22 protein-coding genes and 1 pseudogene are annotated in these 25,866 nt (G+C 41.6%); all 23 read left to right on the top strand.

Annotated features, from left to right (window positions below; translation table 11 throughout):
- Positions 1 to 43: 43 nt before the first annotated feature.
- The 23 genes and pseudogenes from QU661_RS00460 (at position 44) to QU661_RS00570 (ending at position 25,803) form a co-directional block, all read left to right on the top strand.
- Entirely contained in the window at positions 44 to 2,497 is a 2,454-nt protein-coding gene (locus tag QU661_RS00460) for a glycosyltransferase family 4 protein (RefSeq protein ID WP_304989821.1), read from the top strand.
- Between the two features lie 15 nt (positions 2,498 to 2,512).
- The gene (wecB, locus tag QU661_RS00465; protein ID WP_304989822.1) at positions 2,513 to 3,598 is read left to right on the top strand and encodes a non-hydrolyzing UDP-N-acetylglucosamine 2-epimerase; all 1,086 of its coding nucleotides are present in this window, start codon (positions 2,513 to 2,515) and stop codon (positions 3,596 to 3,598) included.
- Between the two features lies 1 nt (position 3,599).
- Positions 3,600 to 4,109 (top strand): acyltransferase, encoded by a 510-nt coding sequence (locus QU661_RS00470; protein ID WP_106057799.1) that lies wholly within the window; start codon positions 3,600 to 3,602, stop codon positions 4,107 to 4,109.
- A gap of 23 nt (positions 4,110 to 4,132) precedes the next feature.
- The gene (locus tag QU661_RS00475) at positions 4,133 to 5,452 is read left to right on the top strand and encodes a nucleotide sugar dehydrogenase (protein WP_330692447.1); all 1,320 of its coding nucleotides are present in this window, start codon (positions 4,133 to 4,135) and stop codon (positions 5,450 to 5,452) included.
- 51 nt (positions 5,453 to 5,503) lie between these two features.
- A complete protein-coding gene (locus QU661_RS00480; RefSeq protein ID WP_304989823.1) occupies positions 5,504 to 6,580 on the top strand; it encodes a Gfo/Idh/MocA family protein in 1,077 nt (358 codons plus the stop codon).
- 14 nt (positions 6,581 to 6,594) lie between these two features.
- Entirely contained in the window at positions 6,595 to 7,725 is a 1,131-nt protein-coding gene (locus tag QU661_RS00485) for a DegT/DnrJ/EryC1/StrS family aminotransferase (protein WP_304989824.1), read from the top strand.
- A 2-nt stretch (positions 7,726 to 7,727) separates the two neighbouring features.
- Entirely contained in the window at positions 7,728 to 9,002 is a 1,275-nt protein-coding gene (locus tag QU661_RS00490; protein ID WP_304989825.1) for an oligosaccharide flippase family protein, read from the top strand.
- Between the two features lie 35 nt (positions 9,003 to 9,037).
- Positions 9,038 to 10,234, top strand: a complete 1,197-nt coding sequence (locus QU661_RS00495; RefSeq protein ID WP_304989826.1) for an LCP family protein — start codon at positions 9,038 to 9,040, stop codon at positions 10,232 to 10,234.
- A complete protein-coding gene (locus QU661_RS00500; RefSeq protein ID WP_304989827.1) occupies positions 10,221 to 11,078 on the top strand; it encodes a LicD family protein in 858 nt (285 codons plus the stop codon). The genes QU661_RS00495 and QU661_RS00500 overlap by 14 nt, the downstream gene beginning before the upstream one ends.
- A gap of 25 nt (positions 11,079 to 11,103) precedes the next feature.
- Positions 11,104 to 12,363, top strand: coding sequence for a hypothetical protein (locus tag QU661_RS00505; RefSeq protein ID WP_304989828.1), 1,260 nt, complete (start codon positions 11,104 to 11,106; stop codon positions 12,361 to 12,363).
- Positions 12,335 to 13,432, top strand: a complete 1,098-nt coding sequence (locus QU661_RS00510) for a glycosyltransferase (protein WP_304989829.1) — start codon at positions 12,335 to 12,337, stop codon at positions 13,430 to 13,432. The genes QU661_RS00505 and QU661_RS00510 overlap by 29 nt, the downstream gene beginning before the upstream one ends.
- Entirely contained in the window at positions 13,422 to 14,027 is a 606-nt protein-coding gene (locus QU661_RS00515) for a YveK family protein (protein WP_304989830.1), read from the top strand. Before QU661_RS00510 ends, QU661_RS00515 begins: the two co-directional genes overlap by 11 nt.
- Positions 14,028 to 14,243: 216 nt before the next feature.
- On the top strand, positions 14,244 to 15,731 hold the full coding sequence (locus QU661_RS00520) for an O-antigen ligase family protein (RefSeq protein WP_304989831.1): 1,488 nt from the start codon (positions 14,244 to 14,246) through the stop codon (positions 15,729 to 15,731).
- Positions 15,732 to 15,758: 27 nt separating this feature from the next.
- Complete coding sequence (wecB, locus tag QU661_RS00525) at positions 15,759 to 16,907, top strand: non-hydrolyzing UDP-N-acetylglucosamine 2-epimerase (protein ID WP_304989832.1); 1,149 nt, start codon at positions 15,759 to 15,761, stop codon at positions 16,905 to 16,907.
- Between the two features lie 103 nt (positions 16,908 to 17,010).
- Entirely contained in the window at positions 17,011 to 18,423 is a 1,413-nt protein-coding gene (locus QU661_RS00530) for an N-acetylmuramoyl-L-alanine amidase family protein (protein WP_304989833.1), read from the top strand.
- 37 nt (positions 18,424 to 18,460) lie between these two features.
- Positions 18,461 to 19,066 carry a glycoside hydrolase family 25 protein gene (locus tag QU661_RS00535; protein WP_304989834.1) on the top strand — a complete coding sequence of 202 codons (606 nt, stop codon included), beginning with the start codon at positions 18,461 to 18,463 and terminating at the stop codon, positions 19,064 to 19,066.
- Between the two features lie 273 nt (positions 19,067 to 19,339).
- A complete protein-coding gene (locus QU661_RS00540; protein ID WP_304989835.1) occupies positions 19,340 to 20,773 on the top strand; it encodes an NAD(P)/FAD-dependent oxidoreductase in 1,434 nt (477 codons plus the stop codon).
- Position 20,774: 1 nt separating this feature from the next.
- Positions 20,775 to 22,106: an NAD(P)/FAD-dependent oxidoreductase gene (locus QU661_RS00545; protein ID WP_304989836.1), complete on the top strand. Its 1,332-nt coding sequence runs from the start codon at positions 20,775 to 20,777 to the stop codon at positions 22,104 to 22,106.
- Position 22,107: 1 nt separating this feature from the next.
- Positions 22,108 to 22,467 carry a DUF1667 domain-containing protein gene (locus QU661_RS00550; protein WP_304989837.1) on the top strand — a complete coding sequence of 120 codons (360 nt, stop codon included), beginning with the start codon at positions 22,108 to 22,110 and terminating at the stop codon, positions 22,465 to 22,467.
- 71 nt (positions 22,468 to 22,538) lie between these two features.
- Positions 22,539 to 23,738: a D-alanyl-lipoteichoic acid biosynthesis protein DltB gene (gene dltB / locus QU661_RS00555; protein ID WP_304989838.1), complete on the top strand. Its 1,200-nt coding sequence runs from the start codon at positions 22,539 to 22,541 to the stop codon at positions 23,736 to 23,738.
- A gap of 118 nt (positions 23,739 to 23,856) precedes the next feature.
- A pseudogene (gene dltD, locus QU661_RS00560) lies at positions 23,857 to 24,983 on the top strand (D-alanyl-lipoteichoic acid biosynthesis protein DltD).
- A gap of 291 nt (positions 24,984 to 25,274) precedes the next feature.
- Positions 25,275 to 25,508 (top strand): hypothetical protein, encoded by a 234-nt coding sequence (locus tag QU661_RS00565; protein WP_297969025.1) that lies wholly within the window; start codon positions 25,275 to 25,277, stop codon positions 25,506 to 25,508.
- Entirely contained in the window at positions 25,489 to 25,803 is a 315-nt protein-coding gene (locus QU661_RS00570) for a YbjQ family protein (protein ID WP_304989840.1), read from the top strand. The genes QU661_RS00565 and QU661_RS00570 overlap by 20 nt, the downstream gene beginning before the upstream one ends.
- Positions 25,804 to 25,866 lie beyond the last annotated feature (63 nt).

The raw sequence follows: 25,866 nt of genomic DNA on the forward strand, positions 1-25,866 counted from the left end.
CATTACAATCACTGCTACTTAAATGAGCGTATTGGAGGATAGTTTGAAGATATTACTGATTAACCACTATGCCGGTTCGCCGGAGATGGGAATGGAGTTCAGGCCATATTATCTATCTCGAGAGTGGATCAAGCAGGGTCATGAAGTCACGATAATAGCTGGTGGGTATTCGCATCTAAGAAAGTTAAACCCTCAGATTTCGAAAAATTTCGAAGAGATGATGATTGACGGAATTCGCTATGTATGGATTAAGACGGCTTTATACACTCGCAACGGATTGGCGCGCGCATTCAGCATGTTCGAGTTCAGCAGAAAGCTATTTTCAAATGCAGAATACCTCTCTAAGCACTACCAGCCAGACGCGGTAATAGCATCATCGACTTATCCGCTAGATACATATGGTGCAGATAAGATTGCAAAGCTTTCCGGAGCAAAGTACATTCACGAGGTTCACGACATGTGGCCTTCTACACTATACGAGCTAGGTGGAATGTCGAAGAGTAATCCGTTTGTAAAGCTTATGCAGCGCGCGGAGGACTTTGCATACAGTCATTGTGACCAGGTTGTTTCGCTACTTGATCACTCTAAGGATTACATGGTTCAGCATGGTCTCGCTGAAGAGAAATTTAACTGCATATCCAATGGTGTAATCAAGGAAGAGTGGGAAAGCCCTGCGCCAATACCTGAAGAGCACAACGAGATTCTTAACAAGATGAAGGCCGAAGGCAAGTTCATAGTGGGATATTTTGGAGGGCATTCCATATCTAATAACCTAGATATGCTTCTCGCTGTTGCAAAGAAAATCACTGACAGGGATGTATGTTTTGTGCTGGTTGGTGATGGTAGCTATAAGGATAGGCTTATACAGTGTGCTAAGGATCAAGCTATAGATAATGTTATTTTTCTTCCTGCAATCGACAAGGGTGCGATTCCTAATCTCATCAGTTATTTCGATATAGTTACTATTTTTGCTGCAAATACCAAGCTATATAGATTTGGAATATGCATGAATAAGATGTTCGATGCGATGATGGGTGGAAAACCACTGCTCATGTCTGTGACTACACCAGAGACTATAGTTGAGAAAGCAGAGGCGGGTATTGTTACAAAGGCGGGAGATATAGAGAGCTATATCAAAGCGATTGAGGAGCTCAAGAGCCTCCCGGCTGAGGAACTTAAGAACATGGGAATGCGTGGACACAATTTAGTTTCGAATGAGTACACGTATGACAGATTGGCAAATAAATTCGTAGAAGTGATGGAGAAGAAGGGTAAGAGAGTTCTTCTCATTAATCACTATGCAGGATCTCCTGAGATGGGAATGGAGTTCAGACCGTACTATATATCGAGAGAACTTGTTAAGAAAGGTCATGATGTAACGATTATTGCAGGTAGCTTTTCCCATCTAAGAAAGACAAATCCAGACATAGCTGAGGATTTTACGGAGCAAGAAATCGACGGTATTCGCTATGTGTGGGTTAAGACTGACGAATACGACAGCAACGGAGTTGCTAGGGCGTTCAGCATGTATCATTTTTGTAAGGCGCTAAATGCTAATAAAAAGAAAATCGTAGAGCGTTACAAGCCCGATATCGTGATCTCATCGTCGACTTATCCGCTCGATTCTTATCCGGCATACCGCATTGCAAAACTCGCTGGAGCAAAGTATATCCATGAAGTTCATGATATGTGGCCACTTACACTATATGAAGCCGGTGGAATGAGCAAGAAAAATCCGTTCGTAATAGCTATGCAATTTGCGGAAAATCGTGCATATAAGAAATCAGATGTCGTGGTCTCGCTGTTACCGCATGCGAAGGACTACGTGATTGAGCATGGCATGAAGCCAGATCACTTCAGGTACATACCCAACGGAGTTGTGATAAATGAGTGGGATGCAGCGAAGGAGCTACCTGAGGAGCATAGAGAAGCATTCAAGACATTGAAGGCTGAAGGTAAGTTCGTTATCGGATATTTTGGAAGCCATGAGCTTTCGTATGGATTACACAACTTGCTAGATGTTACAAAGCAGCTTAGTGACGAGAATATTCACCTCGTCATGGTCGGTAAGGGCAAGCTCAAGGATGAGCTCATCAGCTATGCGAAGAAGAACGATATTGCCAATGTAACATTCCTTCCGCCGGTCGAGAAGGGGACGATTCCTGCGGTAATCGACAATTTCGATGCGATATTTATAGGTACGATTGAGTCTCCGCTTTACAGATTCGGAATATGCATGAACAAGATGTTCGATTCCATGATGGCGGCTAAGCCGATTGTAATGGCGATAACGACGCCATCCACACCTGTGAGCGAATCGGGGTGTGGAATTATCACAAAGTCGTGTGATAATGATGCCATAAAGGACGCAATCAGGAAGATTCAAGGCATGAGCGAGGAAGAGCGAACCCGGATGGGAATGCTTGGACGCGAGGCTGTGCTTAGTAAGTACACTTATGAAAATATTGCAAGTGAATTTGAAAAGGTATTTAATTAGAAGAGGTATTACGCGATGAAGATAGTGACTGTAATTGGCGCTAGACCACAATTTATAAAGGCTGCAGCAGTTTCTCGCAAGCTAGAACAGGTGTGCGAAGAGGTAATCGTTCACACCGGTCAACATTATGATGCGAACATGTCTGAGCTTTTCTTCGAGGAGCTCCACATCCCAAAGCCAAAGTACAACCTTGGTGTTGGGTCTGGTTCACACGCAAGACAGACTGCAGAGATGCTTATTGGAATAGAGGATATTCTGATTAAGGAGAATCCTGACTATCTGATGGTATATGGCGATACGAACTCTACTATCGCAGGAGCACTTGCAGCTTCTAAGATTCATATTCCTGTAATACATGTAGAGGCAGGGCTTAGATCTTTCAATATGTCTATGCCAGAGGAGCAGAATAGAATCCTTACCGATCACATCTCGAGTTTGCTCTTCTGCTCGACAGATGCTTCTATTGAAAATCTGGAAAACGAGGGAATAATGAAGGGTGTTCACAGAATCGGAGACGTAATGTGCGATGCCGTTCTGTATTACTCTCAAGAAATAGATAAGAAGGAACGTAGCCAGTATTTCAAAGAACTTCACTACATATTCGGTGAACGTGGAGAGCTTGATAAGTGGTATCTATCTACGGTTCATAGAGCTGAGAATACCGATACTCCTGAGAAGGTTCGCACTATACTCAAAGCTTTTGAAAAAATTGACGCGCCGGTGATTCTCCCGGCACATCCTAGAACTAGAAAGATGATTGAGCAGATTAACGAAGAGGAGCACCTAAAAAATACAATATGCGTAGAGCCTATCGGTTACCTCGAAATGCTGTATTTTACAAAGAATGCGGTTAAGGTTGTGACTGATTCCGGAGGACTTCAGAAGGAAGCGTACATCCTCGATACACCGTGTGTAACACTACGTGAACAAACGGAATGGGTGGAGACACTGAACGGAAATCACAATGTACTCGCGCATATCGATGAAGCAGACATACTTGATAAAGTTAACAATACCGTTATTTCAAAGGAAAAAGAAAACTACTATGGTGCGGGGGATGCCGCAGACAAGCTAGTTAAAACTATTATTTCGGGGGAATAAAATGTCAGATTACTTTGTACATGAGAGCAGCTACGTAGATGATAACGTAGAGATTGGAAAGGGAACTAAGATTTGGCACTTCTGCCACATACAGCCTGGAGCTAAAATAGGCGAAAATTGCTCGCTCGGACAGAATGTAAATGTTGCAAATAACGTGCAGATTGGCGACAGAGTAAAGATTCAGAACAACGTATCAGTTTACGAAGGCGTTACACTCGAAGATGGAGTGTTCTGTGGACCGTCGTGCGTATTTACAAACGATCTCACTCCTAGAGCTCGCTACCCAAAGGGTTCAGAAAACTACGGCAAGACACTCGTCAAAGAGGGCGCATCGATCGGTGCTAATGCGACGATTGTATGCGGACACACGGTTGGTAAATGTGCAATGGTAGCAGCAGGTGCTGTCGTAACGAAGGATGTTCCAGACTACACTCTAGTGGTTGGAGTTCCAGCAGTTCCAGCAGCTAAGCTTGATGAATTTGGCAATATTATAGAATGGTTCAACAGATAACTCGGTCAGAAAAGGGGAATAATATGAATATGAAGGAACGTTTACTCGAGAAAATCGCAAAGCGTGACATAACTGTGGGTGTTGTAGGACTAGGATATGTGGGTCTTCCGCTTGCTGTTGAAAAGGCTAAGGCTGGCTTCAAGACCATCGGCTTCGATGTACAGGAAGAAAAAGTTAAGATGGTAAATGAAGGTCATAACTACATAGGCGATGTTGTGAATGAGGATCTCAAGGAGCTAGTTGAGAGTGGCATGATGAAGGCGACATCCGACTTTTCGTTCGTAAAGGATGTTGACTTCATTGCTATCTGTGTGCCTACTCCTCTTGATAAGCATCAGGAGCCGGATATTAGCTATGTAAAACTATCGACAGAGGCAATTTCAAAGCACCTATCTCGCGACACAATGGTAGTTCTCGAGTCAACTACTTATCCAGGAACTACTGAAGAGCTACTACTCCCTATTCTTGAAGAGGGTTCAGGTTTAAAGTGCGGAGAAGATTTCTATCTGGGATTTTCTCCAGAGCGAGTTGATCCGGGTAATCTGATATACAAGACCAAGAATACTCCAAAGGTCGTTGGTGCTGTAGGCAAGGATGCGACAGAAGTAATTTCTGCGATGTATAGAGAAGTTCTCGAAGGTGAGATATATGAGGTATCTTCACCAGCAATCGCTGAGATGGAGAAGATACTGGAGAATACATACAGAAACATCAACATAGGCCTCGTAAACGAACTTGCTATACTGTGCAACAAGATGGGAATCTCGCTGTGGGAGGTAATCGACGCCGCAAAGACCAAGCCTTACGGATTCCAAGCATTCTATCCAGGGCCAGGGCTCGGTGGCCACTGTATTCCTCTGGATCCATATTATCTCACATGGAAGGCTAGAGAGTTTGGTTTCCACACATCGATGATTGAAAGTTCAATGATAATCAACGACAAGATGCCTGAGTACACAGTGGATAGAGCGGCATCTGTTCTAAATGAGCATAAGAAGGCGCTTAATGGATCCAAGGTACTCGTGCTCGGAGTTGCGTATAAGAACAACATCGACGATTACAGAGAGAGTCCTGCGTTAAATGTTATCGATATTCTCAAGGAAAGAGGCGCAGTTACAGACTTCTATGATCCATGGATTCCAAAGTATAAGAGAAATGGAGAGTGGCACGAGGGTATCAGCGAGATAAATGCTGATATTATCAAGGGATATGACCTCATACTAGTCGCAACTGCACACGATGCATACGACTATGAGATGATTAGAAAGAATGCAGTGACAATTTTTGATACTCGCAACGCATTCAAGGACGTAGAAGAAAGAGATAATATCTCTCTTCTATAAGCTTGATACACTACAGATAATTAAGTGCTAAAAATTCCGGAGGATATTTAAATGAAATATGCATTGATTGGATGCGGTAGAATCGCAACAAATCACGTGACTGCTGCAGTAAATAATAATCTAGAAATAGTTGCGGTATGCGACGTAGTGCCAGAAAAGATGGAAGCAATTCTAGAAAAACACAATTTAGCAGAAGACAAGTCGATAAAGAGATATACCGACTACAAGAAGATGCTCGAGGAGAATGACCTAGAGCTTGTGAGCATTGCAACAGAGAGTGGGAAGCATGCAGCTATCGCACTTGATGCAATTGATGCTGGAGTCAACGTGATTATCGAGAAGCCTATGGCTATGAATATGGCTGATGCAGAGGAGATAATCAAGAGAGCTGCGGAGAAGCATGTAAAAGTATCAGCTTGTCATCAGAACAGATTTAACGTAGCCATTCAGGAAGTTCGAAAGGCTATTGAAGGAAATCGATTCGGCAAGCTATCGCATGCATCTATAAATGTCCGTTGGAATAGAAACAAGGGATATTACGACCAGGCGCCTTGGAGAGGAACATGGGAAGAAGACGGCGGTTGCCTCATGAATCAGTGTATCCATGGAATTGACCTTCTCAGATGGATGATGGGAGATGAGGTCGTTGAAGTTTATGGAGCAACTAGGCAGCAATTCCACGATTACCTGGAGGCTGAAGACGTTGGAGTTGCCGTTGTTAAGTTCAAGAATGGCGCAATAGGAACCATCGAAGGAACCACCAATGTATATCCCCAGAACCTCGAAGAGACACTGTACCTATTCGGAGAGAACGGTACTGTAAAGGTCGGCGGCAAATCTACCAACACGATTGATGTGTGGGATTTCAAAGATGAGACCTCTGAAGATCAGAAGAATAAAGGTCTTGAAGAAGAAACCAGCAACGTGTACGGTAACGGTCACACCAGCTTATTTGCCGATGTAATCGAAGCGATAAATGAAGACAGGACTCCTTATGTAGACGGGGTCGCAGGAAGAAATGCACTTGAGATGGTTCTCGCGATTTACAAGAGCCAGAAGGAAGGAATACCAGTTAGACTTCCTTTAACAGACTTTGCAAGCACCGATATGCGAGGCGAATTCAAGTAGAGCGGAGGAATATAATGGAGTTTAGAGATTTAAAGAAGCAGTATGCTGCACTTAAAAATGACATAGATCGCCAAATTGACGAAGTAATCACCAGTAGCAGGTTTATCGGCGGTAGCAAAGTTTCCGAGCTTGAAGAGAAGCTAGCTGCATACGTTGGTGTAAAGCACTGTGTAACCTGTGGAAATGGAACAGATGCGCTAGAATTAGCGCTTATGGCATGGGGAATTGGGGAAGGTGACGCTGTATTCGTTCCCGACTTCACTTTTTTCTCATCTGGAGAAGTGGTTGCAATTTTAGGTGCGACACCAGTTTTCGTCGATGTAGACGAGGATACTTTCAACATGGATGCCGCTTCGCTAGAAAAGGCAATTACAGGGGTAGTCGCTGATGGGAAGTTAAGACCGAGGGTGGTTGTACCCGTAGACTTATTTGGACTCCCAGCTAACTTCCCTGAGATTAGGAAGGTTGCAGATAAGTATGGCCTTAAGATTCTTGAGGATGGAGCCCAAGGCTTTGGCGGTGAAATCAATGGACAGAAGGCGTGCAGCTTCGGAGACATCTCGACAACTTCGTTCTTCCCAGCAAAGCCACTAGGGTGCTATGGAGATGGTGGAGCGATATTTACAAATGATGATGAAGCCGCAGAGCTAATCAGATCTTACTGTGTACACGGTAAGGGTAAGATGAAGTATGACAACGTGCGCATCGGAATGAATTCCAGACTCGACTCCATTCAGGCAGGTATCCTATTGCCTAAGTTAGCTGTATTTGCAGAATATGAAGTAGCCGATGTTAACAGCGCAGCAGCTAAGTACACTGAACTTCTTAATGGAACTGTTGCTACACCTGTGGTTCCAGAAGGATTTTTAAGCAGCTGGGCACAGTACACGATTAAGCTTGAAAACAGAGAGCAGAGAGATGCGCTGCAGACATTCCTCAAAGAGAAATCAATCCCTTCTATGATTTACTATCCTAAGCAGATGCATAATCAGGAGGCGTTTAGTGGCGAAAACGACTATGGCGTTGATTGTTCTGTTACTAATAGGCTGTGCGATACAGTTCTATCGCTGCCAATTCACCCATATATCTCCGATGATGACGTGAATGAGGTGGCATCGGTTATCAAGGAGTTTTTAGGCCAGTAAGCATGCGGGATAAGATTAAATTCATATATCAGAAGGGCCTAGTTCATATAATGGGCTCGGGGCTTCTCAACAAGGTGTTTACGTTTATCGGGAATGTCTTTGTTGTAAGGTTCTTAACCAAACGCGAGTACGGAGTTTTCGGATACGCTGACAATATAATGACCTTCTTCCTGATTCTGAATGGAATGGGTATCATATATGGAATGCTTCAGTTCTGCTCAGAACAGAGGCCTGAAGAGGAAAAAGAGGCCTACTATTGGTTTTCGCTCAAGTTCGGAATGGCATTTAACTTCGCAATTGCAATAGGCGTATTCATATGTGCGGTGTTTGCACCATTAAAGGTAGCTGAGGCGAGACATGTGTTAATGATATATTCATTATATCCGTTGACATACTACATATATCAATATTATTGCCTGCTGATGCGTTGCAAGCGAGAGAATAAACGATATGCCCTCCTATCAAATCTCAATGCCTTTATTTATATGGCTGTTGAGATTGTCGGTGCGTATTACTTAAAAGCTAGTGGAATCATCATCGCTCTTTACCTTGCGACGATGATAACATCGTTAGTTGGGATGAGGTTTTACTCTATTAGGACACTAAGAAATGCGAACTATCTCTCAAGGCATCAGAAGCTAGAGCTGATAAAATATTCAGCATATGTGTGTGCGAACACTATGATTTCGAACTTACTCATCCTGATGGATGTATTCCTCATAGGTTACATCATAGTTAGTCCTGAAAAAATCGCTATATACAAGGTTGCGGCTACAATACCTGAAGCGCTCATTGTAATACCTAATAGTGTAGTGATTTTCGTGTATCCGTATTTTGCAGAGCACAACATGGAATACGGCTGGATTAAGCAGAACACCAAACGTCTAATTGGAATCACCGCCATTATGAATTTTATTATTGCGGGGATGCTATTTATTCTAGCTCCGTGGATAATAAAATTATTGTGGGGTGCTAAGTATATGGGCGCCGTTACAGTATTCAGAATACTTTCGGTTAACTACTTCGTCTCGTCAACTCTTAGAGTTAACGTGAGCAACCTGCTTGCAAGTCTCAGAAAGGTGAAGCTTAACTTTTACATAAATATTGTTGCGGGTATAAGCAATATAGTTCTCGATGCTGTGCTGATTAAGTACATGGGTATTGATGGTGCTGCATGGGCTACATTGACAGTCGTAGTGATTACAACTGCAATGCTAATGCCTGCGCTGATACATAGCATACGTAGCCTAAAGAAAATTGAGCTAGAAAACAGTTAAAAGACTGGTAATTATAAGGAATGGAGCTTAAATAAATGAGTTATGCAAGAAACTATCGAAAAAGCAAATTCAATACGTTTACTAAAATATGGTCGCTGCTTTATCTAATAGCACTGCTGGTGTTCGTATCATCTATGCTAGTGCTAGACGTAGTCCCTTCCAAGCTACTGCTCGGAGCATTTGTCGTACTTCTGATAATAAGTGCAGTATTCTTCGTACAGCTATTTAGAGATAATATAAAAAGATCCAGAAAGGTTACAGCATTTATATTGAGCTTGATCTTAATGGTGGTTTACACTGTTGGAACTGCATATGCAGTTGCTACACATGAGTTTCTAGGGCAGGTTACTGCGAAGAAGAAAGCAGAGGATGCCGTAGATGTGACGAGCAAACCATTCAACATTTACATAAGTGGAATGGATACAACTGGAAAGATCACCGAAGAAGCTCGTAGCGATGTTAATATGATTATTACGGTAAATCCTAAGACTCACAAGGTTCTCATGACTTCAATCCCAAGAGATTATCTCGTTGAACTACAAAATGGTGAGAAGGATAAGCTCACCCATACAGGTCTAATGGGCATCGATGAGACCACTTCGGATGTGGAAGATTTACTTGGTATTAAGATTAATTACTACGTAAAGGTTAACTACAATACGCTTAAGGATCTCGTAAATTCTATCGGCGGAATCACTATCAACTCTGACAAGGCATTTATCTCATACATCGGGAAATACCGCTTTGTAGAAGGTGAGAATCAGCTTGATGGTGCTAAGGCACTGGCATATGCGAGAGAGAGACATGCATATAGCGATGGCGACAACCATAGAGTTCGTAACCAGCAGGAAGTTCTCAAGGCTATCGTGAAAAAGCTTACGGGATCGACGACACTGCTCACGAGATATAACAAAATCCTGAGGTACCTCGCTCCGACTATGGAGATGAACCTGACGAGATCAGAGGTTAAGGCCCTTGTAAAGTTCCAACTAGGAAAGAATCCGAAGTGGAAGTTTGAATCCAATTCATTAGAAGGATTCGATGCATTTTCGACTGTGTATTCAGCAGGAAATCAGCAGCTATACGTTATGAAACCTGATGAAGAAAGCATTAAGAAGGCTCGTCAGAAGATTAAAGAAATCGAGCATCCAAAGTCGAAATCAAAATCAAAGAACAAGAACAAGAGCGATAACGATATTGAGAGTGAGAGCAGCGAAGATGACAACCTATAATGTAGATGCATTTCCAGAGATAAAGGACGTTCAGAGAGTTGAGCTAGATATACTCATAAAAGTTGCTAGGCTTTGTGAGGAAAGAGGGTTAACTTATTTTATCGAGAGTGGAACAGCTCTTGGTGCCGTTAGACATGGAGGATTCATCCCTTGGGATGATGACATAGATATCGGCATGCCACGTCAGGATTATGAGAAATTTCTGGATATTGCGCAGAAGGAACTGGGAGATGAATACTTTGTGCAGACGAGAGCGACTGATCCCAACGCTCCTTTCTCATTTGCTAAGGTTAGGAAGAACGGTACAACGTTCACAGAATGGAATAAGCGCAACATTAAGATGCATCACGGTATTTATATAGATATATTTCCGTATGATGGACTTCCTATAGAAGGACTTGATGAGCACATCGACAAATGCTTAAAACTCAATAAATTACAGTTTAAAAAATATATTCCAGACAGAGTAGGTGTTCCGCAGAAAAGCTTAAAGTGGAAGCTCGGAGCCATAGCGAGAAGGATGCAGTACTATCTTTTAAAGCTTTATCCGGAAAGCCTTCTTGAAGGAAAGATAAAAAAAGAGTATATGCGTTATGATACAAATCCAAATGAGCATGGATTTTGCACATGCTTCTCCTTTGTGGATAGAATCATTTTTCCAAATGAACTACTGTTCCCTCCTCAGAAGATTAATTTTGAGGGAGAGGAGTTCTATGCTCCAGCTAAACTCGTAGAATACTTAACACTTATGTACGGTGATTACAACCAGCTTCCACCTGTAGAGGACCGCGTGGGGCACAGACCCGTGGAGGTCTCTGTGACGGAGGAGCTATTTACCCGCTAGTGTAGGGTAGCGAAAGGACTAGATTGTGCTAATTTTACTGTCGTGGATTTTGAATATACTTATTCTGCTATATGAGTGGAGGAAGAAATCACTGGGGATGGTTCTCTGGGCGATGTTATTTGTGGTATTCACAGTTCCTAACACAGCGCATGCGTATTCAGGAGATTATTCCGACATAACAATTGCCAATGCTACCATGTTAGCAGTGCTATTTATGGCGCTTTATATGTTTACGAGATTCTTTTATTTTGCAAAGTTTAATGCAGAGAAGCTAGAGATGGAGGTAGCGGATTTTGAGGAGACCCCAGAGGGCCTATTCAGAATGATTTTCTGTGTATACTTGATTTGCTTCGTAATAGTGGCTGGAGGATTTTACGGCAGAGGATATTCTCTTTTCAACTCAACATGGACTCAGACGCTTAACATGACTCAGACGCCATTAGAGATTTTGGCTGGAAAGATTATGGTTGCCTTCTCAGGAATTGGATTTGCTTGCCTATGCAAGAAGAAGCGCCTGTGTTTTTTGATTGCATTTGCGATTTATTTATTCTGCGCACTTTATTCAAAATCTAGGTATAATCTTCTTGGCTTCATAACGCCTTTTATCATCTACTTTCTTTTTAATAAAAATAACAAGAAGGTTGCAGTAGGAGTATCGGCAGGAATAGTTCTTGTGTTTGCTGTGTTCGTATTCCAGCAGATTCGTTGGTTAGGAGATATATCTTTACTCCCTAAGGTCGGAATCGGAGAAATCTTTAAGAGATCTATCGACTATATGAGAAAGGGCGGAGGAGAGCTAGGACTTATCAAGGCATACTACTACTTTGTGGAGCATAACAATAACTTCCCCAAATTCGGTATGGGGCTAGGATACATGAGACTTGCATTGCTGTTTGTTCCAGCGGCCATAGCCAAATTTAAGCCGAGGGACTTTGCTATAGATATGTATAAAGAGTGGATGCACGTTGATAATCCTCGAGGGACAATGCATCCAACACTTTTCGGTGATGTGTTTGCTAATTTTGGATTCATGTGTTTCTTGTTGGGGGTTATATATGGAATCCTAGTGTCCTTCGTAGATGAGTTTATCAAGGCTACGAAGGATCCAACTATGCGATGCATGAAAGCAAGTATGGTCTGCACGCTGTTTATTCTTATTGGAAGAGGCGCGACATACAACGCTATTTTTAACTATATTATTGGATCACTAGTACTGGATATCATATACACGGTTTATAGAATTCGGAGGAGGGCAAGTGAAGATACTCTTTATCAGTGCAGCTAATAAAAACTTTGACGGTAGGACGAGGGCATTACTCGATGTCCTAAATTCATTTGCTGACATCGTAGACATAACAACAACCCAAGAAGATGATTTCATGGATAACAGTTCATATTATGTGAACTATAAGTCCTATAAGGAGTTTATTCGTAAAATCGTAGAAATCGGCAAGAAGCATAGAGACGTGGATTTTATCTTTGCTGATAACAGAAAAGCAACTGTTCCGGCGCTCAAGCTAAATAAGCTTCTTAAACCTAAAGCTGTGATTTACGATGCGAGGGAGCTATATCTACAGAGAGAAACTCACGGCTTTGCTAGTAAGGTCGGCTGTTTTTTCGAGTCGAGGATGATTGCGAAAGCCACACTGACAATCTGCGCAAATGAAGAGCGAAAGCAGGTTATGGAGAAAGAGTACGGCAAGATTGGAGCAATACTCGTGTTTGAAAACTTCCGAAAGCTATCGTATTCTAAGGAGTTTTCAGAGGAAGTAATGAAGCTGAAATTCGACTATCTGAACGGAGATGATTCATTTAAAATCGTATCAACAGCTGGCTGCGAAATCGAAAGAGGCACAAAGGAACTTATCGAAGCAGCAGCGAAGCTAAACTTCAATAACACATTGTACCTAGTTGGCTGCAAGGAAAATGCTGAGAAGCAGGAGATAGAATCATTCATCGAAGAGAACAAGCTCGAGAATGTGAAACTCATACCTAGACTAAACCAGGATGAACTCAAATACTTCGTCTCTAAGTGTGATGTTGGAATAGCGATGTATCACAAGAAGAATTCAAACAATCTCTACTGTTCGTCGGGGAAAATCTATGAATACGCATATGAAGGGATTGCTGTTGCAACGACTGATAATCCACCGATGAAGAGAGTTTTGGACGAGTACGGAATCGGAGCATATGACAGCGATATTGGCAAAGCGTTGGTGAGTGTTCACGACAATATGGACGATATTAAGAAGAATATAGAAACATTTGTCGGAGATCGAGTAGTCGAGAAGAAACAGGAAGAATTTGCATTTGATTTAAGAAAGTGTATGGAGGACTTACAAGATGGGAAATAGCTTTGAGAAGAGGATTATCGAGCTAGTGAAGAAGTATGCGTTAGTAATGATTATATGCGTGGTAGTTTGCGCAGTTGTAATGGCTAAGGTTGAAGGGTCCAAGGCTACAACTTCATACAAGGCGAAGCTCACAGTCGCAGTTACACCTGCTGAAGGATATCAGAAAAGCACCCTTGAGGATATCCAGAAGAATGAGGAGCTTGTTGGACTCTATGCAAAGATTTCGACATCATCGAAGACTCTCGACCGTGTAGCTCAGTACGCAGGGCTCGATGAAAAAGGCAGAATCGCACTTAATTCAAGAGTTGCAGTTGATTTTGATAAGGATGGTCAGTATGTAGATATTTACATTACTGCTGATACTGAAGATGAAGCCCTCAAGTTAGCAGATGCAGAAGCCAAAGCTGTTGTTGAAGTTGGCAAAGAGGTTAGAGGCGAAGACATACTAAAGGTGGTCTCGATGCCGAGCAAGCCACTCGAAGCGGAGAGTGTAAGTACGAAAGGTTACTATGTTACAGGTGGTGTTGCAGGTATCTTTGTGGGAATCATAGTAAGTGCACTACTGGAGATGAAAAGAAAGAAGATAGAAAAATAAAATGCCCGCACGCAAGTAGTATCGCTATACCTTTGGGTGGCCGACAATGCGCATGTTTTGAAGGCAAGCAGAGTGCACCTTGATAAGTAAAACAACGAGATTGTTTAACGAAAATAACAGGCTATTTGATAAGTATCTTCCATCTGTGAAGGGATATGGTCAAGCGATTTAAAGTCAGAATTTCTAAATTATGACAGTATAGAGAAAGAACAAATTATGTACGAACTTAAAACCTTAAATCATATGCTAGCCTTCATAGATAGGCTAGTCGGTAAGATTAGTATTAAAAAAGGACAAAATACAATCATCTCGGTATCTGCATTTGGAATGATGATGACATCTTTCTGTAAATTTTCATATTTTACGGAAAGATTATCACATTATGGAATCCATCAAAATATGGTGAATATTACTAGTAGCGTTATATTCTTCGTGTTCTTAATACTGATATTTGCTTCGTTGGATATGAGTGATAATAAGGATGTTAGGTTAAATGCATGGCTAGGGATACCTCTTTTTCTTGTCATCATATCCTATACGGTTACAGGAATAGTAGAGAAGGCACCAAAGCAGCTAGTTTGGGCCTTTATATACAGTTTCATATTCGTGCCGATTTCATATCGACTTGCAAGCAAGAAAAATAGGGAAATATTTATTGATGGAATTGCAATAGGAATTGCTATTTTTGGGGTGCTAATTTTATTTTTAAATATTATATTTTCACCTATGGTTGCCAAGACCTCATTTAGTATCGCTAGGTACACTGGTGTTCTAACAAATCCTACAATATTAGGGTTTTATCTGAATGTATTTATTGTTGTATATGCATATATTATTTATAGGAAGGTTTTTGTTGAAAAGAATATATTAGAGAACGTCTCAAACTTGATAGTTTTTTCAATAGCAGTTTGGGGCATGGGAATGTCGTGGTTTGCAATTCTTATGACAAAAAGTAGAGGATCTTTCCTTGGCATACTATCAATACTTTTGTTCTATACAATTATCGTAATGAAAGGTATTTTTAAATCGCATCTTACAATTAAAAATACCGCTATAATTTTTGTTATTACAGTGACTATGTTAGCCACTGCCTATAAAATTTCTGACAATATTTTAAAGAGAGACCTTAGGGCATTAAAGATTAAAGAGAATTATACAATTTCACAGATGATGTTCGGTCGAATAAAAGAAATGAGTAACTTCAAGGATGTCGATGAATACCATTTCGCTTACATGGAGCCGAAAAACTTGACTGAAGCACAGAGGAAAATATGGGGCGATTTAGACAAGCTTACAACGCATAGAATCTGGATCTGGTATATTTATTCGCAGCATTTAGGTTTTATCGGGCACAAGAGCAGGACGTTTATCATTCCTGGATATACGAAGGGCTTCGAGAGACAGTCACACAATGCGATTCTCGAGGTTACATTTAACGGAGGATATATTGCTGGTTTTGGCTTCTTGCTTATTGAGATAACAACCGGAATTTATGCTTTGATAATATTGTTTAGGAAAAAAGAATATACTGACAACAATTTAGAGATGCTATTCTTGTCACTCGCGGCCATAGCATTTTGTGTAAATGGAATATTCTCGACGATAAATACACTTACGACTTATTCAATCACCATGATGTACTACATGGCATTGACGACAGTAGGTTTTAGAAAGAGTGACGAGTCACTAACCACTACTAAGTAGTAACTATAGATTAATTTAGAGGTAATCATGAAAAAGGTTATGTTGGTCTTTGGGACAAGACCGGAAGCAATTAAAATGTGCCCACTTGTAAAGGAATTGAAAAAGAGACCTGGAATAGACACATGCGTTTGCGTTACGGGACAGCATAGACAGATGCTCGATCAGGTTCTCGAAACCTTCCATGTGGTTCCAGATTATGATCTGTCTATAATGAAAGAGAAACAGACTCTCTTTGATGTTACAACTAATATTCTTGAGAGAATCAGAGAAGTGCTTGTTAATGAAAATCCCGACGTAGTTCTCGTACACGGAGACACGACCACGACATTTGTGACTGCGCTTGCTTGTTTCTACCTACAGATTCCTGTTGGACACGTGGAAGCAGGTCTTAGAACGTACAACATTAAGTCACCTTTCCCAGAGGAATTTAACAGACAGGCTGTTGGTATTGTTGCAGAATATAATTTTGCACCGACAGAGAAGAGCAAACTGAACCTAGTGAACGAAGGTAAGGATGCAGGAAAAATCTGGATTACAGGCAATACTGCGATTGATGCCTTGAGCACGACGGTAAAGGAAGATTATAGTAACGAGCATCTAGATTGGGCTTCTGATTCGAGACTTATTCTTATCACTGCTCATCGCAGAGAAAATCTCGGCGAGCCTATGCATAACATGTTTAGAGCTATTCGCCGCGTGATGGATGAAAACCCTGATGTTAAGGCGATTTATCCTATACATATGAATCCTGCTGTAAGACAGGCTGCAGAGGATGTATTTGGTGAGAGTTCACCGGGTGGCAAGGAAGAACGCATTAGGATCATAGAACCGCTCGATGTGCTTGATTTCCATAACTTCATGAACCAGAGCTATCTGATTTTGACCGATTCAGGCGGAATTCAGGAGGAGGCACCTAGCCTTGGGAAACCAGTTCTCGTAATGAGAGACACTACCGAACGCCCAGAGGGAATTCAGGCGGGTACACTAAAATTGGTCGGGACTGAAGAGGAAACGATATACAAAGAATTTTCAAGACTTCTTACCGATAAAGAGGAATACAAGGCTATGAGCAAGGCTTCAAATCCTTACGGCGATGGACACGCTAGCGAAAGGATAGCCGATGTGCTTGAGTTCGGCGAGATAAGAGATAACAAAATACCGATAATTAAAACTTGATGAACCAATAGAACAACTATAAAGTTTAGTATACAATTCTCAAAAGAGAGTTAAGTATAGTGATACGTTATAGCTATGTGTGATGAAGAAGGAGGAGCTCATCATGACAAAGCAAAACCAGGGTATTTTTGATGTAAAGAGAAAAGAATATCACATTGCCATTACAGTGCTATGTTTGGCAATGTTGATGTTCTTTTTCTGTTTTACGGCAAATGCAGCAGATGAAGATACCACTACAGAGAAAAATGAAGTTACTACAGAGACAACTACTCCAGAGAGAGCAACAACTGAAGATTCAGGGCATGCAGAAGAAATAGAAACTGCAAACAATAATGAAGTTGTCTCGGATGAAAACCGAGAGGTCGAATCGAATGGTTCTGTAGCGGAAGACGAAAACAAGCAAGTTGAAACAGCGCCTGCAATTGTTGGAACGTGGAAGAGCGAATCTGGTGGCTGGCGCTTCTATAACAGCGCTGGCGTAATGCAGAAGGGCCTATTCACTATCGACGGCAAGAAGTATTATCTAGGACCAGACGGCATCATGAAGACAGGCTGGCAGCAGATTGGTAATCATTACTACTACTTCGGTTCAGAGGGTTCCATGAGAACAGGATGGCTCAGTGCGGGAAGCACTTGGTACTATCTACATTCGGATGGTTCGATGGCCTACGGACTAGAGGAGGTTGAAAAGCTGCTCTACTTCTTCGGAGCGTCAAATGACGGAGCGATGAAGACTGGCTGGCACAAGATTTCAGACGCATATCACTATTTCGGATCTAGCGGCGCAGCTGTTAAAGGATGGCAGAAAATCGGCGGCTACTGGTACTACTTCGATAAGATGGGAGTAATGCTTACAGGCAATCAGGTGTTAGATGGAAAGAGCTACTATCTAGGCGCTGCTAACGATGGAGCCATGAAGACTGGCTGGCAGGTAGTTGGTGCAACCTATGAATCAAACAAAAAGATTGCCGACAGATGGGGATACTACGGAGCTGATGGAGCTGCGTTAAAGAACAACTGGCTAAAGTATGGCGGATATTGGTATCACTTCGACGAGGACGGCATCATGCAGACCGACGTGGCGGAGATCGACGGTAAATACTACTACTTTGGCACGGAAAATGACGGCAGAATGAAAACAGGCTGGCAGAAGATAGATGATGCCTGGGCATACTTAGGTGCTGACGGCGCTGCGAGAACTGGTTGGCAGAAAATCGGTGGCTACTGGTACTACCTTGGAGAGTACGGTGAAATGGAGACTGACCTTAGAGATATAGACGGCAGCCTTTACTACCTAGGTGGCGACGGTGCCATGAGGACTGGCTGGCAGCAAGTTTCAGGTGACTGGTATTATTTTAGTGCGTCTGGGGCAGCAGTATCTGGATGGCTACAGCTCGGTAGCTATTGGTATTACTTCGGCGAAGATCACAAGATGGTTAAGAACACCATCAAAGAGCTCGATGGCAAAAAATACGCATTCAATTCTGATGGTGTGATGCTGTCGGGCTATCTTTAAACTAAACGGTGAGACATACTTCGCAAATGCCTCTGGTGTGATTGCTAATCAGCTAAAGGGAGTGGATGTATCCGCATACCAGGACGATATTAACTGGCAGAAGGTAAAGGCTTCTGGAATAGACTTTGCTATCGTTAGAGCTGGATATCGTGGTAAGACCAATGGAGCTCTTGTAAAAGACTCTAAATTTGACACTCATATATCGGGAGCAATATTAGCTGGTCTTAAGGCCGGAGCATACATGTTTACCGAAGCGAGAGATTACACCGAGGGAGCCGAGGAGGCAAAATTCCTCGTATCTCTCGTCAAGGACTATGATGTGAAGCTTCCGCTGGTGATAGACACAGAGTATCAGAGCAATGCAAGGTCAAACGGAATCTCGGTTGCTGCAAGAACTGAAGCGATTAGGGGTTTCTGTGAGACGATAGAGTCGCTCGGATATACGCCTATGATTTATGCGAGCACCAGTTGGCTGAACAACAATCTAGACATGAGTAAGCTAGGCAAATATAAAGTTTGGGTAGCTCAGTACTATGACAGGGTTACATACAATGGAAGCTACGAAGTATGGCAGTATACCAGTAAGGGAAGAGTCGACGGAATAAAAGGCAATGTGGACATGAACTACTGGTACAACAAATAGCTAACGGTTTATAAAACAAGGGGAGGTGAGCGATCACCTTCTCTTTTTGTATTCATCAGTAATCTATTCTATATCTAGTGTGAGTCCATTATGGATTGAATAATCCTAATTTGTCAATTATAGAAACATTCACCATTCATCCCTCTTTCTAAGTACAGTCCATATCAGTAAATAATTGCAATTAAGCGTGAATTGCGCTCGGAATATCATAATGATTGCAATACATGATATAATTAAACAGTTATTAAAAACCAAAGCCAACCCGGAGGAAACATGCTTTACGACATAGTCATAATAGGTGCAGGAATCACTGGCTCGATGCTCGCCAGAGAGCTTTCGAGGTACGAACTCAAAATAGCGGTCCTAGACAAGGAAAATGATATCGCGAATGGCGCAACGATGGCGAATTCTGCGATAGTGCATACAGGATACGATCCTGTAGATGGTACGCTCAAGGCGGAACTTAATGTAAAAGGTGCGCGTAAGTATCCTAAGATTTGCGAGGACTTACACTGCCATATCAAGAATACGGGTGCATTCGTAGTCGCGTGTAATGACGAAGAGGAGAATCTACTCGAGGTGCTGGCTGAAAGGGCGGTCTGCAGGGAGATCCCCCATGAATTTCTGAGTGGAGATGATGCGCGCGTTGCAGAGCCAAATCTCAGCGACAACATAACCAAGGTGCTGTCATTTCCAACGACTTCGGTAATATATCCTTGGGAGATTGCTATTGCTTGTATGCAGGTTGCTGTAAACAATGGCGTAGATTTATTCCTAAACCACGAAGTGAGCACCATAGATAAGAATGACGATGACTACGTGATCAAAGCAGGCGGCGAGACATTCAATGCCAAGGTTGTTCTTAATGCTTCTGGAATAGGCGCTTCGGAGATCTGCCATATGTTGACAGAATGTGCAGGATTCGAGATAACTCCAAGGCGAGGCGAATACTATGTCATCAGTAACGACGAACATATAGTAAATAACATCATATTCCCAGTTCCAACTGCCAAGGGAAAGGGAGTGCTCGCAATTCCGACGGTATACGGGAATACGCTTATCGGTCCTAATAGCGAGGAATTAGAAGACAACATCACGACGGCAACTAGCACAGTTGGGGCAAGATACTTGCGCGAAAATATCGCCAAGATAATTAAGACGGTTTCACTGCATAAGTCGATAAGGACATTTGCAGGGCTAAGACCGAGTTCGACATCAAAGGATTTTATAATAGGCCCCTTAGATGACGAGAACCCAAACTTCATCAACATCGCTTCCATAGAGTCGCCCGGGTTAGCCAGTGCGCCGGCGATTGCGGACTATGTGATAGAGCATTTTATAACGGATAGATTATGCCTTAAGGAAAATCCAGATGCTGTGATGACAAGGGATAAGCCGATTGTCGTCTCGGAGTTATCTGAAGAGGAGCGTGAGAAACTAGTGCGTGCAAATTCGCAGTATGCAAATATAGTTTGCAGGTGCGAGACCATATCCGAGGGAGAGATAGTTTCTGCAATACATGAAGTTTGTGGAGCTAGAAGCGTCAAGGGGATAAAGAAACGAGTTCGTCCAGGGATGGGCAAGTGTCAGGGAGGTTTCTGCGAACCTAAGGTCGTGGAAATACTGGCGAGAGAATTAAACTGCTCACCTGTCGATATCGTTCAAGATGGGCAGTATTCAAAGATTTTAGAGAGGGAGAATCGCTAAGATGAGACATTGTCAGGCAGTGGTAATAGGTGGTGGCTGCGGTGGTCTAGCAGCTGCTGCGAAGCTTAAGCACGAAGGGCTATCGGATGTCGTTTTAATCGAGCGTGATATCGAGCTTGGCGGAGTGCTCAATCAGTGCATACATAATGGGTTCGGGCTTACAACCTTCAAAGAGCAGCTTAGCGGACCCGCGTTTGCAGAGAGATACGAGATGGAAGCGGTGGCATCTGGCGTCGAGATTAAGCTAGGCACAATGGTTACCCATATGAGCAGCGATCGTGTTATCGAGTATGTGAGTAAGGAAGAAGGATATCAGAAGCTCAAGGCAGATATTATCGTCCTTGCAGTTGGATGCTACGAGAGAAGCCGCGGTACTCTTGGGATTCCTGGCGAGCGTCCGACTGGAGTCTACACAGCGGGACAGGCGCAGAGATACCTCAATATAGATGGCTATATGGTCGGAAAGAAGGTATTCATACTCGGCTCTGGAGATATCGGACTCATAATGGCACGTCGCATGAGTCTAGAGGGAGCTGAAGTGCTCGGCGTTGCGGAGCTTATGCCGTACAGCAATGGGCTACCTCGTAACATGAAGCAGTGCCTTGATGACTTTGGGATTCCTCTATATCTATCCCATACTGTAACTAACATATATGGACGTGACAGAATTGAGCGTATTGAGCTCACAAAGGTAGATGATAAGAGACAGCCGATTAAGGGAAGTGAAATGTATTTCGACGTAGACACACTGCTCCTAAGCGTTGGACTGATTCCTGAAAACACTCTAGCTGAAGAGGCTGGAATCGAAATTGATCCGAGCATCCGTGGGACAATTGTCGACGAGAACTATATGGCATCGGTTCCAGGAATATTCGCATGCGGAAACGGACTTCACGTGCATGACCTAGCAGACTTCGTTACGAAACAGGCCAGTGAAGCGGCGGTAGGGGCTGCTAGATATTATGAAGCGCTAAAGCAGAGACTAAAAGAAGCTCATGATGGTGATGAAGCTGAGACCTTCGGGTTATCTCTAGATGATGACGATGAATCTTTAGCCAGTAATTCGTACTGTGAAGCTCACGCTGGAAATATGGTGAGCTACGTAGTTCCTGCGAAACTCCACAAAAAGAGCCTGCCAAAGGCTGTGACACTTTACTTCCGCGTCCGTAAACCGATGAACGATATCACGATAGAAATTTTGAAGGGAAGCAAGCTACTTCGCACAATTCATAAGGATGTGATTATACCATCTGAGATGGAGCAGGTGGTAATAGCTGGTAAACACCTTCAAGAAGCCAATGGGGATCTAACGATTCAGATAAAGGAGAATTAAGATGAGAGATGCAGAATTGATTTGCGTAAATTGTCCGAAGGGCTGCAGAGTTACTGTACATCTCGAAAGTGATAAAATTATAGAAATTGAAGGGTACAGCTGCAAAGAAGGTCTTAGCTATGCAGAGCAGGAGATAACTCGCCCGATGAGGATTCTGACTTCGACGGTAAGAATCGATGGGGCGGTCAACCGCGTGCTGCCGGTAATTACCGAGAGCGAGATTCCTCTGGATATTTGGCGCGAGGCGATGGGCGAGATTAAAGGACTCAGAGTAACGGCTCCTGTGGAGATAAACGACGTGATAGTGAGAGACTTTATGGGTACAGGCGTGAATCTGATTGCGAGTAGGAGTATGAGGTAGTTGCGATGATGTAAAGATTGTGACAAAACATCAGTATGATTGTGACATAATAAGGAATTGAGGTAGATCTAATGAGTTTTTTCTCAGGATTGGATTTTTTTATAACATTAATCATTGCAATTATTCCAGCTATAGTAATAGGACTAAATGGAAAGTCGCTAAGATACTATAGAGGGTTTCTTACATGCATATTTATTTATCTAATATACCGCAACTCTCTGATGGAACTAGCGTTTTTGACAGGGTATTCTGCAATGTCACTGGGCTTAGTAAAGCTTTATCTACTTTCCAGAATAAAGATGGGAAGGAATAAGTTCTTCTATGCATCGGCAGTTATAATAACATTATGTCCATTAATATTGAGTAAGCTAGAAAGCTTTGTGGGTCATGGCTTTTTTGGATCTGGCAGCACAATCTTTGGTTTCCTTGGATTATCATATATTTTTTTCCGAGTTATACAGACAATTATTGAAATTTATGACGGGATTATAAATGAAATAAAGTGGTATGAGTTCCTTGAATTCCTATTATTCTTTCCAACACTTAGCTCTGGCCCAATAGACAGAAGCCGTCGTTTTTCGCAAGATTATTCTAAAATCTATACAGGGAAAGAATATAGTGAACTGTTATCAAACGGAATAGTTAAAATAATGTGGGGGCTTTTGTATAAGCTGCCGTTATCAGGAACAGCTATGTATATTATGAATACATATATGATAAATAAATATGATCCAATTCATATAATTGGGTATGCGTACTCATATGGTTTATATATGTTTTTTGATTTTGCAGGATATAGTTTGATGGCAGTAGGAACAGGCTATATTCTTGGGATAAAGGTGCCAGATAATTTTAATAAACCATTTATTAGTATTGATATTAAAGATTTTTGGGACAGATGGCATATAACATTATCCCACTGGTTTAGGGATTTTATATTCTCGAGATTTTTATTTAACTCACTAAGCAAAAAGAGATTTAAAAGTAAATTAACGGCTGCATCAGCCGGCTTGATGATTAATATGGCATTGATGGGAATATGGCATGGTCTAGAACTTCACTATATAGCTTATGGTGTATATCATGGAATATTGCTGGTTATTGCTGAGTTATATCAAAAGAAATCTAGATTCTATAAACTACATAAAAGGGATAAGGTTTATAAAATTGTGTCGTGGTTTATTACCCTAAATTTAGTTATGTTTGGATTTCTAATATTTTCTGGGCAAGGAAGGGCTGCGGCCATTGGACTTATAGAATATTTAAGATAGTCATTAAGAAAAGGGCTATTTATTTAGATAGGACCAGAGCAATAATCATAGTAGTTTAAATGAAATGGAATAATGTGATATGAAAAAATTAGTTTCGCTTATAATAGCAGCAATACTAATGCTAGTTACAATATTCGTATATGGTTCACGGATAAAATTGCCAGTGATAACTGGTGAAAAAATTAATGAAGCATATAAAGTAAATACTGACCAAAGAAATGCATCGATTGAAGTTCTGAAAAAGATATTTGATAAAGATACTGCTGTCGTATTAGGCTCGTCAGAACTTTCAGCAACTGATCAGATTGGATTCCCATCATACTTATTTGGGAACAGAAAGTCAGAAATGAAGATGGTCCTAATGGGTAGTGGTTACAAGCAATGCTTACACCAGGCAACTGCAGTTGGTGCATACAGCGATATACTTCCTAAAAAAAAGGTTGTATTAATATTATCTCCTCAATGGTTTACAAAAAATGGATTAGACCCTGATGCGTATGCTAGTCGCTTTTCTGAAAGACTTTATCTAGAAATGATGGATAACAAAAATATCTCAGAGAAGCTAAAAAAACGCCTTACTAAAAGGTTAAAAATATATCTGGCATCTGATTCAAAGCAACTAGAGAGAATTAATTTATACGAGAGACAATATTTTAATCACAATTTAAATCCTGTAGAGCACATAAAAAACAAGGTGTTTAGAGGGTTCATGGATTTTAAAGAGGACTACACACTTGCCAAACAACTAAGCAGTGGCACGACAGCAGATGCAGGAATTATTAATAAAAGGGATATTAACTTTCAGCGTTTGATGGGAGAGGCGCAGTCTGAGGGTGAAAAAGCATGTACAAATAATGATTTTGGAGTATATGACGAATACTATAACAGCTATATTAAAGATAACGTTAATAATTTAAAAAATTCGAATATTAATGAAAGCTATGCTGAATCACCTGAATATGACGACTTTAAAATATTTCTGGATATGTGTAAAGAACTTGATATAGAACCACTTATAGTTATAATGCCAGTAAATGGCAGTTGGTACGATTACACAGGCTTCCCAAAGTCGGGAAGAGAAGCATACTATTCTAAAGTTAGAGAGATCTGCAAAGAATATAATGTGAAAACAGCAGACTTTTCCGATAAAGAATATGAGAAATATTTTTGAAAGATATAATGCACATGGGATGGAAAGGATGGGTTTACTTTGATGAAGCAGTATTTAATTTCTATAATCAATAAGATTAAAACATCGACATTCTGGAATATTATATTCTGGACGGTGGCATTCTATTTTATGATGGTGATAATAATTGTGTATTTGTTGAATGCAGATTTATCTTCAGCGCCTGATTTCGTATATAATCAGTTTTAGCTAAAAAAAACTATAATAGATAGCGCTAATTTGAAAAAGTAAATTGATTTCCTTGATATAGAACCTTATTGTGACAACCATACCCAGATGGTATAATTATCAGTAAATACGGGGCAAGCAATCGTGCATGCTCGGGTATTTGAGAAGAGAGATGTTTTATGAAGAAAAATAAAATTGGCAGTATTCTCGTAGCGGTTGCGATAATAGGTATAGTCATCGGGATTATCTTGATTTATTTCATCGGTTTCGAAATTATTCCTGGGGTGCCGCTTGGCTTTAGAATAGTGGCAGCACTTATCTGCGCTGGCTTCATATACGGGGTGCTGCACATCTTGATCGAGAGAATCCGCGAGATTCAGAAGGGGGAAGACGATGATCTTAGTAACTACTAACGAAATCGAAGGCAGAAAAGTTCAGACTATCGGACTTGTAAAGGGAAGCACAATTCAGACAGTTAATGCTATCAGAGACTTTGGAGCTGGACTCAAGACTCTTGTTGGAGGAGAGCTCGTTAAGTATAACGAGATGATGAACAACGCAAGAGCTCTTGCGACTAAGAGAATGGTTGATGAGGCTGAGAGCGTTGGCGCTGACGCAGTAGTTGCTGTTCGCTATTCATCCGCATCCATAATGCAGAGCGCTGCAGAGGTTATGGCATACGGAACAGCTGTTAAGTTCGTTGACTAATCTTAGATGACTTGGGTGCAAGCCAAAGTACTATAATTAATTGAATTTTGCCGGGCTAGAGAT

Source organism: Mogibacterium neglectum, from assembly GCF_030644205.1.
GTDB lineage: Bacteria > Bacillota > Clostridia > Peptostreptococcales > Anaerovoracaceae > Mogibacterium > Mogibacterium neglectum.

Bases quoted from the DNA above. Each gene is read 5' to 3' on its own strand.
- QU661_RS00495 (WP_304989826.1), top strand. From the start codon at position 9,038: ATGAGTTATGCAAGAAACTATCGAAAAAGCAAATTCAATACGTTTACT.
- dltB (WP_304989838.1), top strand. From the start codon at position 22,539: ATGAGTTTTTTCTCAGGATTGGATTTTTTTATAACATTAATCATTGCA.
- QU661_RS00565 (WP_297969025.1), top strand. From the start codon at position 25,275: ATGAAGAAAAATAAAATTGGCAGTATTCTCGTAGCGGTTGCGATAATA.
- QU661_RS00570 (WP_304989840.1), top strand. From the start codon at position 25,489: ATGATCTTAGTAACTACTAACGAAATCGAAGGCAGAAAAGTTCAGACT.
- QU661_RS00540 (WP_304989835.1), top strand. From the start codon at position 19,340: ATGCTTTACGACATAGTCATAATAGGTGCAGGAATCACTGGCTCGATG.
- QU661_RS00470 (WP_106057799.1), top strand. From the start codon at position 3,600: ATGTCAGATTACTTTGTACATGAGAGCAGCTACGTAGATGATAACGTA.
- QU661_RS00500 (WP_304989827.1), top strand. From the start codon at position 10,221: ATGACAACCTATAATGTAGATGCATTTCCAGAGATAAAGGACGTTCAG.
- QU661_RS00485 (WP_304989824.1), top strand. From the start codon at position 6,595: ATGGAGTTTAGAGATTTAAAGAAGCAGTATGCTGCACTTAAAAATGAC.
- QU661_RS00520 (WP_304989831.1), top strand. From the start codon at position 14,244: ATGTACGAACTTAAAACCTTAAATCATATGCTAGCCTTCATAGATAGG.
- QU661_RS00480 (WP_304989823.1), top strand. From the start codon at position 5,504: ATGAAATATGCATTGATTGGATGCGGTAGAATCGCAACAAATCACGTG.
- QU661_RS00490 (WP_304989825.1), top strand. From the start codon at position 7,728: ATGCGGGATAAGATTAAATTCATATATCAGAAGGGCCTAGTTCATATA.
- QU661_RS00475 (WP_330692447.1), top strand. From the start codon at position 4,133: ATGAATATGAAGGAACGTTTACTCGAGAAAATCGCAAAGCGTGACATA.
- QU661_RS00515 (WP_304989830.1), top strand. From the start codon at position 13,422: ATGGGAAATAGCTTTGAGAAGAGGATTATCGAGCTAGTGAAGAAGTAT.
- wecB (WP_304989822.1), top strand. From the start codon at position 2,513: ATGAAGATAGTGACTGTAATTGGCGCTAGACCACAATTTATAAAGGCT.
- wecB (WP_304989832.1), top strand. From the start codon at position 15,759: ATGAAAAAGGTTATGTTGGTCTTTGGGACAAGACCGGAAGCAATTAAA.
- QU661_RS00530 (WP_304989833.1), top strand. From the start codon at position 17,011: ATGACAAAGCAAAACCAGGGTATTTTTGATGTAAAGAGAAAAGAATAT.
- QU661_RS00545 (WP_304989836.1), top strand. From the start codon at position 20,775: ATGAGACATTGTCAGGCAGTGGTAATAGGTGGTGGCTGCGGTGGTCTA.
- QU661_RS00550 (WP_304989837.1), top strand. From the start codon at position 22,108: ATGAGAGATGCAGAATTGATTTGCGTAAATTGTCCGAAGGGCTGCAGA.